10 protein-coding genes are annotated in these 14,240 nt (G+C 45.4%); 1 reads left to right on the forward strand and 9 read right to left on the reverse strand.

Going from position 1 to position 14,240, the window contains the following annotated elements:
- Positions 1-22: 22 nt before the first annotated feature.
- Positions 23-1,144: a Gfo/Idh/MocA family protein gene (locus tag EGI32_RS20665; RefSeq protein WP_255157566.1), complete on the forward strand. Its 1,122-nt coding sequence runs from the start codon at positions 23-25 to the stop codon at positions 1,142-1,144.
- Between the two features lie 42 nt (positions 1,145-1,186).
- Here EGI32_RS20665 and araA read toward each other — a convergent pair whose 3' ends face one another.
- The 9 genes from araA to EGI32_RS20710 form a co-directional block, all read right to left on the reverse strand.
- Positions 1,187-2,680 (reverse strand): L-arabinose isomerase, encoded by a 1,494-nt coding sequence (araA, locus tag EGI32_RS20670; protein WP_255157567.1) that lies wholly within the window; start codon positions 2,678-2,680, stop codon positions 1,187-1,189.
- A 30-nt stretch (positions 2,681-2,710) separates the two neighbouring features.
- Positions 2,711-3,829, reverse strand: a complete 1,119-nt coding sequence (locus EGI32_RS20675) for an aldose epimerase family protein (RefSeq protein ID WP_255157568.1) — start codon at positions 3,827-3,829, stop codon at positions 2,711-2,713.
- Positions 3,830-3,839: 10 nt separating this feature from the next.
- Positions 3,840-4,541 carry an L-ribulose-5-phosphate 4-epimerase gene (locus EGI32_RS20680; RefSeq protein ID WP_255157569.1) on the reverse strand — a complete coding sequence of 234 codons (702 nt, stop codon included), beginning with the start codon at positions 4,539-4,541 and terminating at the stop codon, positions 3,840-3,842.
- The gene (locus tag EGI32_RS20685; protein ID WP_255157570.1) at positions 4,538-6,178 is read right to left on the reverse strand and encodes a ribulokinase; all 1,641 of its coding nucleotides are present in this window, start codon (positions 6,176-6,178) and stop codon (positions 4,538-4,540) included. Before EGI32_RS20685 ends, EGI32_RS20680 begins: the two co-directional genes overlap by 4 nt.
- Positions 6,175-6,831 (reverse strand): HAD family phosphatase, encoded by a 657-nt coding sequence (locus EGI32_RS20690; RefSeq protein WP_255157571.1) that lies wholly within the window; start codon positions 6,829-6,831, stop codon positions 6,175-6,177. Before EGI32_RS20690 ends, EGI32_RS20685 begins: the two co-directional genes overlap by 4 nt.
- A 40-nt stretch (positions 6,832-6,871) precedes the next feature.
- Positions 6,872-9,502, reverse strand: coding sequence for a glycoside hydrolase family 3 C-terminal domain-containing protein (locus tag EGI32_RS20695; RefSeq protein ID WP_255157572.1), 2,631 nt, complete (start codon positions 9,500-9,502; stop codon positions 6,872-6,874).
- 30 nt (positions 9,503-9,532) lie between these two features.
- Entirely contained in the window at positions 9,533-12,070 is a 2,538-nt protein-coding gene (locus EGI32_RS20700; RefSeq protein ID WP_255157573.1) for a glycosyl hydrolase 115 family protein, read from the reverse strand.
- A 55-nt stretch (positions 12,071-12,125) separates the two neighbouring features.
- On the reverse strand, positions 12,126-12,896 hold the full coding sequence (locus tag EGI32_RS20705; RefSeq protein WP_255157574.1) for an SDR family NAD(P)-dependent oxidoreductase: 771 nt from the start codon (positions 12,894-12,896) through the stop codon (positions 12,126-12,128).
- Between the two features lie 137 nt (positions 12,897-13,033).
- Positions 13,034-14,077: a LacI family DNA-binding transcriptional regulator gene (locus EGI32_RS20710; RefSeq protein ID WP_255157575.1), complete on the reverse strand. Its 1,044-nt coding sequence runs from the start codon at positions 14,075-14,077 to the stop codon at positions 13,034-13,036.
- Positions 14,078-14,240 lie beyond the last annotated feature (163 nt).

Here is a 14,240-nt window from a genome sequence, read left to right on the forward strand (position 1 = left end):
AAATCATCCATAAAAAAACAGTATGAGATCACGCCGGGATTTTTTGCAAAAACTGACTGCCTCCTTCATTGCGATGCCAATTTTATCCAGGCAGAGCTACGCCGAGACAGAAAGAAAACTAACTGATATTTTCTATGACGGCCCCGTGTTGCGTGTAGCCATCATGGGGCTTGGAAGTTACGGTACCCGTGTGGCGGAAGCGATGCAGGCCTGCACCAAAGCGAAGCTGGTAGGGGTTATCAGCGGCACGCCTGCTAAAATAGCAGCGTGGCAGGCTAAATATAATATTCCCGAAAAAAATTGTTACAATTACGAAAATTTCGATGAGATTAAAAACAATCCCGACATTGATGCCGTGTATATCATCACACCTAATGCCTTACATAAACCACAGGCTATCCGCTTAGCCAAAGCAGGCAAGCATGTTATCTGTGAAAAACCGATGGCATTGAATGCAGCCGAAGGTAAGGAAATGATCACTGCCTGTAAAAGCGCCGGGGTGCATTTGCTGGTGGGTTACCGCATGCATTTTGAAGCAAAAACGCTGGAGGTTATCCGTATGCGGCAGGCCGGCGAATTTGGTAAAATATTATTCTTCCAGGGGCTCAGCGGCTTTCGTATTGGCGATCCTGCACAATGGAGAATAAACAAGGGCCTTTCGGGCGGCGGCTCTTTGATGGATATCGGCATCTATTCGTTAAACGCAGCCCGGTACATGATCGGCGAAGAACCGGTGTGGGTAACGGCGCAGGAAACAAAAAACGATCCCGTAAAATTCAAAGAAGGCGTGGACGAAACGATACAGTTCCAGTTGGGTTTCCCCGGGGGCGCTGTGGCTTCGTGCCTTTCTACGTATGCCATGAACAACCTCGACAGGTTTTTCTTGAATGGTGAAAAAGGTTTTGCGGAAATGCAGCCCGGGCATGGTTACGGGCCTATCAAAGCAAAAACAAATAAGGGGGATATCGAGTTGCCACACATCACCCACCAGACAGTTCAGATGAATGAAATGGCGGCGATCATCCTGGAAGGTAAACAACCTGTGTTACCGGTAGATGGAGAAGAAGGCCTTCGCGACCTGAAAATAATCGATGCTATTTATGCCGCCGTGAAGTCTGGTAAAAAAATACAACTGACGAGTTAGTTTCAAAGTTCAAAGTTCAACGTTGAACCTTGAACTTTGAACTTATTTATAGGAAATATCGTTCCACCTGAGTTCATTCTTGAGTTGGGAAATGGTTGTTTGCCCGTTGATCAACACACATTCTATCCCGGCCATTTCAGCAAAGTCCTGGAGTGTTTCTGCGCTTAAATTCTGACTGTAACAGGTGTGATGTGCACCGCCAGCCAATATCCAGCCGGAGCAACCGGTTTGCATATCGGGTAGGGGTTTCCATAATACTCTTGCTACGGGCAGTTTGGGCAATTTATTTTTCGGTTTCACGGCCACCACTTCGTTTACCAATAAACGGAACCGGTTGCCCATATCTACTATGGAAGCATTGAGCGCACTTCCGCCGGCAACATTAAACACCAGTCTCACCGGATCAGCTTTTCCGCCAATACCTAACGGATGTATTTCGCAGGAAGGTTTTCCTTCTGCTATACTTCCGCAGATCTCCAGCATGTGGGCGCCAAGTACCATTTCGTTCCCGGGTTCGAAATGGTAAGTATAATCTTCCATGAAAGAATTGCCGCCGGGAAGGCCCGTTGCCATTGCTTTCATGGCCCTTACCAAAGCGGCTGTTTTCCAGTCGCCCTCACCCGCAAAGCCATAACCTTCAGCCATCAGCCTTTGCACGGGCAGGCCGGGCAATTGCGACATGCCATGCAGGTCTTCAAAGGTATCTGTAAAGCCATTGTAATTTCCTTCCTTTAAAAATCTCTTCAACCCCAGTTCGATCTTCGCAGCTTCTCTTAACGATTGATGCTGCGCATTTCCTTTTTTTAATGAAGCTGCCAGTTGATATTGCGCCGTATATTCATCGCAGAGTTTACTGATGGAGGCTTCCTTTACATCGTTGATCACTTTTACGAGGTCGCCGATACCATGTGTATTTACACTGTAACCAAATTTAAATTCAGCCTCTACTTTGTCGCCATCTGTAACCGCTACATAGCGCATGTTGTCGCCAAAACGGACAAATTTTGCTCCCTGCCAATCTTTCCATCCAATGGCGGCACGGATCCATGCGGCTATCTGATCCACCACATTTTTATTTTGCCAATGTCCCGTTACCACTTTCCTCGTGAGGCGCATACGGCTCATGATAAAACCAAACTCCCGGTCGCCATGAGCGCTTTGGTTCAGGTTCATGAAATCCATATCGATCGTGTCCCAGGGAATATCGCGGTTGAATTGTGTATGCAGATGGAGTAGTGGTTTCTGAAGGATCTTTAAACCATTGATCCACATTTTCGCTGGCGAAAAGGTATGCATCCAGGTGATGATGCCGATGCAATTTTCTGCATGGTTCACTTCCTGGCATAGGTTGTATACTTCTTCTGTGGATTTTAAAACGGGCTTGAAAACTATTTTTACCGGGATTTCCGGCGCATCATGTAATGATTTGCTGACGATGATGGAATGTTTAGCCACCTGCCTGAGGGTTTCTTCACCATACAAATGCTGGCTGCCGGTGATGAACCAAACTTCTAATGATTTTAAATTAGTGAACATCTTTTTATTTTTATGAATGAAAGGTGGTTGCTATTTTACTGAAAATTTATAGAGACTTGTCTGATGATATTTTTCGCCCGGCTTTAAAATGGTGTTAGGAAACGATGGCTGGTTGGGCCCATCCGGGAAGTGTTGTGTTTCCAGGCACAAACCTGCGTGAACTACATATTTCTGACCGTTCTTCGTGTATTTCAAACTGCCATCCAGGAAGTTGCCGCTGTAGAACTGTATGCCGGGTTCTGTAGTGAATACTTCCATCAAACGGCCGCTGGCAGGGTGATAAAGTGATGCCACCTTCTCCAGTGTTGTTCCGTTTTTATTGATCACCCAGTTGTGGTCATAACCTCCTTTTACCGAATCTATATCTTTCCCGATACGTTTGGAGGAAGTAAAATCCATCGGCGTATTTTTTACATCGGGAAGTTTGCCGGTAGGGATCAGCACATCATTTACTTCAGTGAATTTACTGGCATTCAGTTCCAGCTCATGATCGAGAATGGTAGAATCGGCGCCGGCGGATAAATTGAAATAACAATGGTTGGTCAGGTTTACAGGCGTTGCCTTATCTGTGGTGGCGTCGTATTCTATTTTTAAAGCATTGTCTGTAGTTACCGTGTACACCACTTTTACCGAAAGGTTCCCTGGGTAACCTTCTTCTCCATCTTTGCTGGCGTAGGTCAATTCCAGGCTGGAATCTCCGGGAAGTTTTTTGGCATCCCACACCACTTTGTCGTATCCTTTATTGCCGCCGTGCAGCGACTGGCCGTTGTTGTTGGTGGCAAGTGAATACTCTTTGCCATCGAGGGTGAATTTTCCATTAGCGATCCTGTTGCCATAGCGGCCTATAAGGCTGCCCAGGTAAGGGTTCCCGGTTTGTAAATATCCGGACAATGTATCGTAACCGAGTACCACATCCCCCTTTTTGCCATTTTTATCCGGCGTGATGATCTTTGTTACGGTGCCGCCATAATTGATGATGCTTACTTCCATTCCGGCTGCATTGGAAATGGTATATTGTTTTATTTCTTTTCCGTCGAATGTTCCATAATTTGTTTCGCTGCTCATATTTTTATTCGTTTGTTCTTTGCTGTTGCTGTTGTTGCAAGAAACTACTGCAATAGCTAAAAAAATAATAAGGATTTGTTTCATGTTTAGTTTTTTATGATTGTCCGTAATAAGAATCTGGGCCGTGTTTTCTTTCGAAATGTTTTTTAATGAGTGCATCTTTTAACCTCGGCGCACCGGAATTTATTTGTTCAGTCAGGATGGCCATCCTGGCAACATATTCGAGTACTGCGCTGTTGTGTACAGCTTTTGCCGCCGTTTTGCCCCAGGTGAACGGCGCATGATTGCCGACCAATATCATTTCTACTTCTTCATAATTCATTTGCCTGGATGAAAAACAATTGATGATCTGGTGGCCGGTCTCGGACTCGTAATTGCCTTTGATCATTTCGTCGCTCATAGGCGGTGCGCAGGGAATATCGGCGGTGGTGTAATCGGCATGTGTGGTGCCAAATACAGGGATGTCCCTTTGCGCCTGGGCCCAGGCTGTGGCATACGTGCTGTGTGTATGCACGATACCCCCGATCTTATCCCAGTGTTTGAATAATACGGCATGCGTTAAAGTATCGGAAGAAGGGCGAAGGTTTCCTTCCACCGTTTTTCCCTCAAAGTCAACGATCACCATTTTATCGGGCGATAAATTCTCGTAGGCAACGCCGCTGGGTTTGATGGCAAAAACGCCCAGGCTCCTGTCTGCTGCACTGGCATTTCCGAAAGTAAATAACACCAGGTCTAGTTTTGGCAATTGCATATTGGCTTGGTATGCTTCCTCACGGATGTGTTGGTACTTGCTCATATTGTTTGTTCAATAAAATTTCCTAATGATTGATATTTCAAATAACGCTGCCGGTAAAAATCGAACGTGGACGGATCGGGCATCACCGTTTTTTCAAAACCCTGGCCCATTGCCAGCATAGCATCTTCCACGGTTGCATATATTCCGGCGGCAGTAGCGGCAAACATGGCAGCGCCTAATGCGCATGTTTGTTCCGATTTATGAATACCTATCGGTTGTTCTAAAATATTTGCCATCACCTGCATGATATAAGCAGATTTTTTTGCCACGCCGCCCAGGGCAATAATTCCTTTTACGGGAATACCTTCTTTTATAAAACGTTCAACGATTGCTTTGCTGCCGAAGCAGGTAGCTTCAACCAAAGCTTTGTATAACTGTGGGGCGTTGCTGCCGAGGTCCAGGTTACTGAAGGCACCTTTCAATTCCTGGCTGGCATCAGGTGTCCTTCTGCCGTTCAGCCAGTCTACGGCAATTACATCATCCATGTTTAATGGCAATGCTGCCGCCGCTTCATTTAATGAACCGAGTATTGAGCCGGAAATTTGCTCGCGGAGTAATTCATCTTTGATATTGTTCAGCGGCCATGATAAAAGGTTTTTAAACCAGGCATAAGCATCGCCGAAAGCGCTCTGGCCGGCTTCCATGCCGGTCATACCCGGAATAACGGAACCATCCACCTGTCCGCAAATTCCTTTGATGAGTTTTCCTTTCATTTCCGCCGTGGGCGCCACCATAATGTCGCAGGTGCTGGTGCCCACGATGCGGCTTAGGTAATACGGTTCGATCTGTCCGCCCACTGCCCCCATGTGGCAATCGAAAGCGCCTACACCGATGACCACATTTTGGGGCAACGAAAGTTTGTCAGCCCATTCCCTGGAAATCGTTCCGGCCGCTTTGTCAGAGGTAAAGGTTTCGGTGAATAATCTGTCTGTAAATCCGTCCAGCAGCGGATCAAGCGTTGCAAAAAAATTGTTGGGCGGAAGTCCGCCAAATTCGGCAGCCCATAAAGTTTTATGTCCTGCGCTGCATACGCCGCGACGGATCTTCATCGCTCTGTTACCGCCGGTCAGTACAAACGGTATCCAGTCGCAATGTTCAACAAATGAAAATGTTTTTTTTGCAACATCCTTATCCGTTCTGAGGATATGAAGCAGTTTTGCCCAAAACCATTCGCTGCTGTAGATACCGCCTACATATTTCAGGTAACCCTCCGGATATTTTTCTGCGTGTTTATTAATTTCTTCGGCTTCTGCGGTAGAAGTATGATCCTTCCACAAAACGAACATGGCATTGGGGTTGTCGGCAAATTCGGGCAACAAGGCGAGGGGAGTGCCCTGTTCATCTATCGCCACCGGCGACGATCCGGTAGTATCTACCGAAATGCCCACGATGTTTGCAGCTATATCTTGTCCCGCCTGTGTGATACAATCTTTGATGGTTGCTTCCAGGCCCTCCAGGTAATCAAGTGGATGCTGACGGAACTGGTTGCCGGCGGCATTGCAATACAGTCCTTCCTTCCAGCGGGGATAATAAAATACAGAGGAACATATATCTTCACCATTCGCTGCATTTACCAACACTGCACGTACGGAGTCTGTTCCGTAATCTACTCCTATCACATATTTGTCAGGCATCATTTATCATTTATTTGTTGTAACAATTCCGGTGTGTAAAAATCTATGAACCGGATAATATTGGCGTCGTTGAATTCTTCCCTGGTATGCATGGTAGTGATGGCAATGCATTTCATTCCTGCACGCAGGGCGGCTTCCGTGCCTTTAGGAGAATCTTCAAATACCAGGCAGTCGGCAGGACCAACGTTTAACTTCGCGGCGCATTTAATAAATGTTTCAGGATCGGGTTTGCTGTTCACCACATCTTCGGCGCCCACTACAGCATCTAAATAATGCCGGATGTTCAATCCGTCCAATACAAAATCGACGTTGTAGAGAATGGCCGCGGAACCGATCGCCATTTTGATCCCGGCCTCTTTACTCTCTTTTAAAAATTCTTCCAGTCCTTCTATCAGTTTTAAGTGCGGGCGGTAATTTTCCTGGTAGGCTGTTTCTTTTTCCAGGCTCATCCGGTTTTTATCTTCCTCATTATAATGACCAGGAAAAATACGTTCGAGCAGTTCGTTGTTTTTTCCGTAACACTGCATTTTTGTTTCGTGTTCTGTAATAGGAAATCCCAGGTCATTTAATATCCTGTGCCATGCCATGATGTGATACTGCATATCGTCGATCATGGTTCCATTGAGATCGAATAAAAAAGCTTTAAACTTGTTCATAGTTGATTTGAATATGGTCGTTGTTTTTTGGTTGATTATTTCACAGTGTTTGAAGCATTTTAGTTACTACATTACTGGTGGTACTATTTTTCACGCCGGGCTGCCCGCCGCCCACGCTGATGGCGATCTTTCCTTTCAATGGCTTCAGCAATCCGTTTACATCTACTACAGACAAGTCATCTGCCGTCAAACTGAAATCTACTTTTTTGCTTTCACCTGCTTTCAATGAAATCCTTTGGAATCCTTTCAGTGATCTGAGAGGAGAGCGGATGCCGGTATTTTGGTTGGCTACATATAGTTCTACCACTTCTTCACCATCTTTTTTGCCGGTGTTGGTAACCTGTACACTTACGGAAACGCTTTTGCCCGCTTTGATCGTTGCAGGAACCAGCAGGTTGTCATATTGGAAAGTGGTATAACTTAATCCATAACCAAAAGGATACAACGCATCGCCTTTAAAATAACGGTACGTGCGGTTGGCCATTGAATAATTGCTGAAGCCTGCGAGATCGTTATCCGATCTGTAAAAAGTTACCGGCAGTCGGCCGGCAGGGTTATAATCCCCGAACAATACATCGGCGAGAGCAGTACCTGCAGACTGTCCGCCGTACCATGCGTTTACGATGGCAGGTATGTTTTCTGCTTCCCATGGAGTGGCGATGGCGCTGCCTGTCATCATTACAAATACAACGGGTTTACCAGTTGTATTCAGCTTTTTCATCAGTTCCGTCTGAACGGCGGGTAACATGATCGATGTCCGGTCGCCACCGTTAAACCCCGGGAAATTGACCTGCATTTCTTCGCCTTCCAATTGCGGCGAAATGCCACCGATGAAGAGGTAGGCATCGGCATCATTGGTGCGTTCGAGCAATTTTTTGTAATCCGTTTGCTCAAAGTTCCCGGTACTCAACCGTACGTTCGATTTTCCTTCACCCTGGAAATATTCCAGCACAATTTTATACACGGCATCTTTTGCGGTGGGCATTTTATACGTTTTGGCGCCCCAGCGGTTGCGTTGCCAGGCATTCACTACTTCTTTATCATCTATCAACAAACGGTAGCCATCATCGGCTTCTATTTCAAAGGTCATGTCACCATCTTTTGCAGCGGTGAAATTGGTGGTATACCTCGCCGAAAAATTGGCGGCTTTGATGTCAGCAATTACGTTTTGCCCTTCCTGCCAGAAATGATCCACTTTGTTTTCTGTTCTTACTGCAGCCGGTTCGCCTTTCAGGTCTTTGTTGCTGAAATATTCGGCTTTAAAACCTGGTTTGCCGTCGTAGGAACACTGGTTGCCTATATCCGTGTAAGTAAGCAGAATATCGTTGGTATAGTTGACCGCCTGTTCGTACACCACTTCTGTATTGTTACCCAGTTTCTTTTTAATGCCTGCCAGTGCAGTCACAATTTCCGAAGGTGTTCCGTTATAATTTCCCAACACCGCAATAGCGTTATCTGCATTAGGGCCGAGTACAACGATTTTTTTAATGGTCTTGCTAAGGGGCAATGTGTTCTTATCATTTTTCAACAAGACAATCGACTGCTGTGCCATCTTCAACGAATGCGCTTTGTGTTCGGCGCTTTCTAAAACGGAAGCAGGCGTTTGCGCATATTTAACCATGGCTGACGGATCGAACATACCGAGCCGGTAGCGGATCATGAAGAGCCGCCTCAATGAAATATCGAGTTGCTGTTCTGTGATCAGTTTGTTTTTCACGGCGTTTACCAATGTGGTGTATACCGCTTGTCCGCATTCCACATCGGTTCCGTGCATTACGGCATCCACTGCCGACATGGTGGCATCGGGATGTGTTTTGTGATATCTGTAAAAATCATCGATCGCCCAGCAGTCGGATGTTACATAACCGGTAAATTTCCATTGTTTGCGAAGGATGTCGTTCATCAGCAGATCGTTGCCGCAACAAGGTTGTGTGTTGAGGGCATTGTAAGCGCACATTACCCCTGCAACTTTTGCATTTACAATTAATTCTTTGAATGCCGGCAGGTAAGTATCCCAGAGGTCGTAAGTGGATGGATCGAAATTATCTACGTGCCTGGATGGTTCCGGCCCGCTGTGCACGGCAAAATGTTTTGCGCAGGCAGCAGCTTTTAAATATTTAGGATCGTCTCCCTGCAAGCCGTGTACAAACGAACGCCCGAGCATGGCGGTAAGAAAAGGATCTTCACCGTACGTTTCCTGTCCCCGGCCCCAACGCGGATCACGAAAAATATTGATGTTAGGTGTCCAATAGGTCAGGCCGAGATAACGTTCATTCGTCCTGCCGGATTCTACCGCTTTGTTGTAAATAGCCCTGCCTTCCATTGCCGAATAATCGGCCATACGTGTCAGGGAATTGGTATCCCAGGTGGCAGCCATGCCAATAGCCTGAGGATAAACGGTCACTTTGTAAGGAGTTCTTGCAACACCGTGTAGTACTTCATTCCACCAGTCGTACGCCAGTATGCCAAGCCGTGGAATGGCTGGCGCGGAATTGAGCATCTGGACCACTTTTTCTTCCAGGGTAAGGCGGCTCACCAGGTCGTTCACCCGTTGTTCAAAAGAAAGTCTGGTGTTCCACATCGGGAATGTCCGGTAATCTGTCTGGGCATAATTATTTTTAGCAAACAATAAGGCAACAGCCAACAGGCATCCTTTAAAAATTTTATTCATGATCAATTATTTTATAATCAGTCAAAAAAATCATTTCACTATTGTTTCCGGCGGGCCGAGATAACTTTGTTTTACATCACCAAAATCGATCACCAGTTTTTGCAACACCACACCGGCATCCACCATCCAGTATTTTACCACGTGCCTGCCAGGTTGCAAAATTTTATGTGCGGTTGTTTTTATAATGATATTTTCTCCCACCCATTTGTTCCAGATACCGGCACCGGAGTTTTTACCTTCTTTGTTGATCCCCATTATTTGCGGAAGTTCATCATCTATCGAAACTGCATACTGTAAACCGGTTTCGCTGTTGTGAAAATTAAGGGTAGGGGAGAACCAGGCATGCAATTTCAGGCTGTCTTTGCTGTAACAATAAAATACATATTCCACGTTTGGCCCATTCGCGCCTGGTTTTTGGCTGGTGGCCGTTACCGGGAAAGTAGTTATTGCCGAACCTGTTCTGCCAAGGTCGGGCAACACGGCCCATGTAATCCCATTAGTATTATTTGCTTTGGAAAAATGGGATGCGTCTATTGAAACACCGTGATTTTCCCTTTCATAAAAAACATTTCCATTTACACCTGCGGGTACAACAGCCGATCTTTCATCGGGTGATACTTCGGGGGGCATGTTGACGATGGAATCCTGGGGTACATATTTCACTTCCGGCATTTTTTGCCTGTTGGGTTGTTGCCAGTAAGTGTACCCGATATGTGTCTGGTCCATCATGTGGTTCCATTTGCCATTGTTCAACTGGTTGTATTGCAGAGATATCAAAGAATCATTTTCATACAACTGTTTCACTTTATCCGCATAAGCATTGGCAACAGCATACTTGTTTTTGTAGGCTTTTTTATTAAGGGCAACATTATAATACAATTCATTCAGGTTGGCACATGCTTTTACAGGATGTAACACCAGCTGAAAAAAAGCATCCCGGTACTCAGCCGGCAACAGGGCGTTTATATTTTCTGCTTTCGACAATAGTTCGTTGTATTCTTTTACCACCGAGGCTGCTTCATTATAATTGTCAAGGCTGTAGGTATTGGCATCGAGCATCTCGGGTTTTCTTCTGCCGTTTATTTTGGAATAGGCCGAAATGATGGAGGCAATTTCTTTGGCATGTACGTTACCAAACTGTTTGGCAGCCCACTGTTCGGCATATTTTTTTATATCTGCTGCTGATATTTTATCGGGGTTCCAGGCATAATCCAGGAAGAAGGAGATCGGGAATTCCATAGGTTTTATATCACCCACATTTACGATCCAGATGTTTCGTACATTATGCTCATAAGCGAGGTGCATCTGTTCCCATACTCTCGGAATGGGGTTTGTATTGAGCCATTTGTAATTTCTGGGTCCGCCTACATAATCGAAATGGTAATAAATACCGTAGCCACCTTTGCGTACCTTTTCACCAGGCCGTGGAAGTTTGCGGATATTTCCCCAGTTGTCATCACATAACAGCAACGTTACATCATCCGGCACCCGCATACCTTTGTCGTAATAATCCTGCACTTCTTTGTATAATGCCCACAGCTGCGGTGTTTCAGCGGCAGGGCGCTGCGTTACCTCTTCCAGGATGCGGCGTTGGTCCTTCACGATCCTTTCGAGCAATGTTGTGGCGGTGCCTTCGGTCATCGGTTTATCTCCATCACCTCTCATACCAATGGTGATGATGCTTTCGTGATGGCCCATATTTTCTATTCCCTTTTTCCAGAATGATCTGAGTACAACTTCATTGCTGTCGTAATCCCATTTTCCCGTGCCATATCTTTTCCATTCCTGTTGTGAGCGCAACATGGGCTCATGGTGCGAAGTGCCCATTACAATTCCCCATTCATCGGCTTTTACAGGATTGAGTGTATCGTCATCGTTAAAAGCATTACCCCACATGGCGGGCCACAGGTAATTCCCTTTAAGCCTCAGTATGAGTTCAAAAACTTTTTCATATACCTGGTGGTTTACGCCACCGAATTTTTCTTTTGTCCAGCCCGAAAATGCGGGGGCCTCATCATTGATAAAAATGCCGCGGTACTTGACTTTTGGCGCATCGCTGATGATCGCTTTTGTATTGATATAAAGTGACGATTGTTTTTTTACAGGAACATCGGCCCACCAATACCACGGAGAAACGCCTATCTGCCTTGATAATTCAAATACACCGTAGGCCGTTCCGCGGCGGTCGCTGCCGGCGATGATGAGATTGTTTTCAACAGTCCTGATCTCGTAGGCTTCCCACTTGTTTTTTAATGATGTTCCAACCGGCTTATTCCTGGCTGCAAGCTTTTGCAGGATGCCGGAATTGTTGATGGAACCGATGATAATATTATTTTTCGTTGATGGGGACAGGGAATAAAGGATCTGGATTTTTTTTCCGGTTACGGCCTGAATGTCCTGCTGTAATAATTCAGCTGATTTTTTAACCAGGGGAAGATCATTTTTATCAATGACGATAGAGGCAGTGGACAGATCAAAATTTGTTTTACCCACCGATATCAGTTGCGCTACACTTTTGGTAGTATTCAGCGCAAGCAGCAACGCAAGAACAATCAGATTTTTTATCATAATAAAATAAAGGCATTTCAAAAAAGTAAGTGGTTAAACCTGCTTTTGTTGGTGATCAGAAGCCGATGCTATTTCCTCCGTCTACCGGCATTACAACGCCTGTAATATAAGCAGCCGCGTCACTTGCCAGGAAGAAGGCGGCGTTGCCGATATCTTCCGGCTGACCCATTATTCCCATTGGTGTCCTGCCAAACACTTTTGCTTTTCTTTCCGGGTCACTGTTCAATGCTTTTTCCGTCATGGCAGAATATATGAAGCCGGGCGCTATGGCATTCACTCTTATACCGTTGGGCGAAAGCTCAACAGCCATCGCACGGGTCATACCGTCGATAGCTGTCTTACTTGCACTGTAGGCGATAACTTTAGGCAGACCGTATTGCGCCGCCATGGAACTGATGTTGATGATGCTGCCGGATCTTGTTTTGAGCATGTGTTTCACTACCTCGCGGCTCATGCTGAAAACTGCAGTCACATTGGTGGTAATTATATTTTGAAATTCTTCGTCGGACACTTCGGTAAATTCTTTTTTCAAATTGATACCGGCATTGTTCACCAGTATATCGATCTTCCCGAATGTTGTGATCACATTTTCTACAAAAGCCGGGATACTTTTCAGGTCGCTCACATCTAAGTGCATGGCAACACATAGATCGCCTAACTGCTCCTTGGCGGCATTCAGTTTTTCAATATTTCTACCGGCGATGATGGTGGTGATGTTATTGCTGACAAATTTTTGGGCAATGGCAAAACCCAACCCTGACCCGCCGCCCGTAACGATGGCTACTTTGTAAGATTGCCGGGGGGAGGAACTGTCTGTAGATTCCATAAGCTTTTGATGATTTTTTTTTATAAATTAAGAGGGGTTAGCGGCTCGTTTAGAAGGTTAGTTAACTTCGGTTGGTTCAATTGGCGGATTTTTTCCAAGCATCATTTTCTTTACCTAAACCTCTAAACTCCTAAACTCTACTCCCTAATCTCTACTCCCTTCTTCAGCGACGATTTTCTCACAATAAGTTCCGACCGCACAACAATCGTATTGGTCTGTTTGATATCGGATACACCTTTTAAATGATTGATCAGGCTTCGGGCAGCTATTTCTCCCATATCCTTGCCCGGGTAGCGGATGGTGGTAAGCTGCGGATCTATTAATTTGCAAATAGAGTCGTTGTTGAAACCTACGATGGCTATATCCTGCGGGATCCTTACGCCATGCTCCTTCAGCTCCTGCATACATACCGCTGCAGAAAAATCGTTGGTGATGAAAGCCCCGTCGGGTAACGGTTTCATTTTAAGGATCTCATGCGCCGCTTCGATACTCGACTGTTCACTCAGATCTTTTACGATCACCAATTTATCATCCAGCTTGATATTGTGTTCACGCAATGCATCCATATACCCTTTGTAACGTTGGGCATACACATTCCTTTTCAGACTGGCCGTCATGATCACGATACGTTTGCAGCCCTGTTCTATTAAGTGTTTCGTGGCAAGGTAGCCGCATTTGTGGTTATCGATGATCACTTTGGTGCTTTCTATATTTTCTTCCACGCGATCAAAAAAGATCACAGGAATGCCTTTTTCTTCAAAATGCCGGAAGTGATCCAGGTTGGCGGTATCAAACGCAAGAGAGGCCAGCAGGCCATCTACTCTTTTATGAAAAAGGTTGACGGAGTTGGCCGCTTCTTTTTCAAAACTTTCAGAGGAGTGAGCAATCAGGAGGTCGTAGCCGTTTTCCGCCGTTATCTTTTCAATACCGGATAATACGGATGTGATGAAGTTACTGTTCAACTCGTGCAGGATCACACCAATGGTATTTGTTTGCTGCTTGCGTAAACTGCTGGCAAAATTATTATGCCGGTACCCCAGTTCTTTTGCCGTATCATGTATTTTTTTGCGGGTATTTTTATTGATGGCGGCATTGTTGTTCAACGCACGGCTTACGGTAGTGGAGGAGAGTTCCAGCTTTTGCGCAATGTCGTATATGGTAACATCTTTTTTAGGCTTCATGTGCAATCGGTTGCGTAAAAATCAAAAGATAAAGATCCGGTTTACCTTGTAAATTATAAAATTAGTTTAATTATTTGATATAATTTATTCTCTGCTGTTCCTGGCTGTATTATTATTTCCTTTAAAATGTATTGAAATTGTCGCGCCAGGATGCCTGGTAATG

It is taken from the genome of Ferruginibacter sp. HRS2-29 (assembly GCF_024343615.1).
Taxonomy (GTDB): domain Bacteria; phylum Bacteroidota; class Bacteroidia; order Chitinophagales; family Chitinophagaceae; genus Ferruginibacter.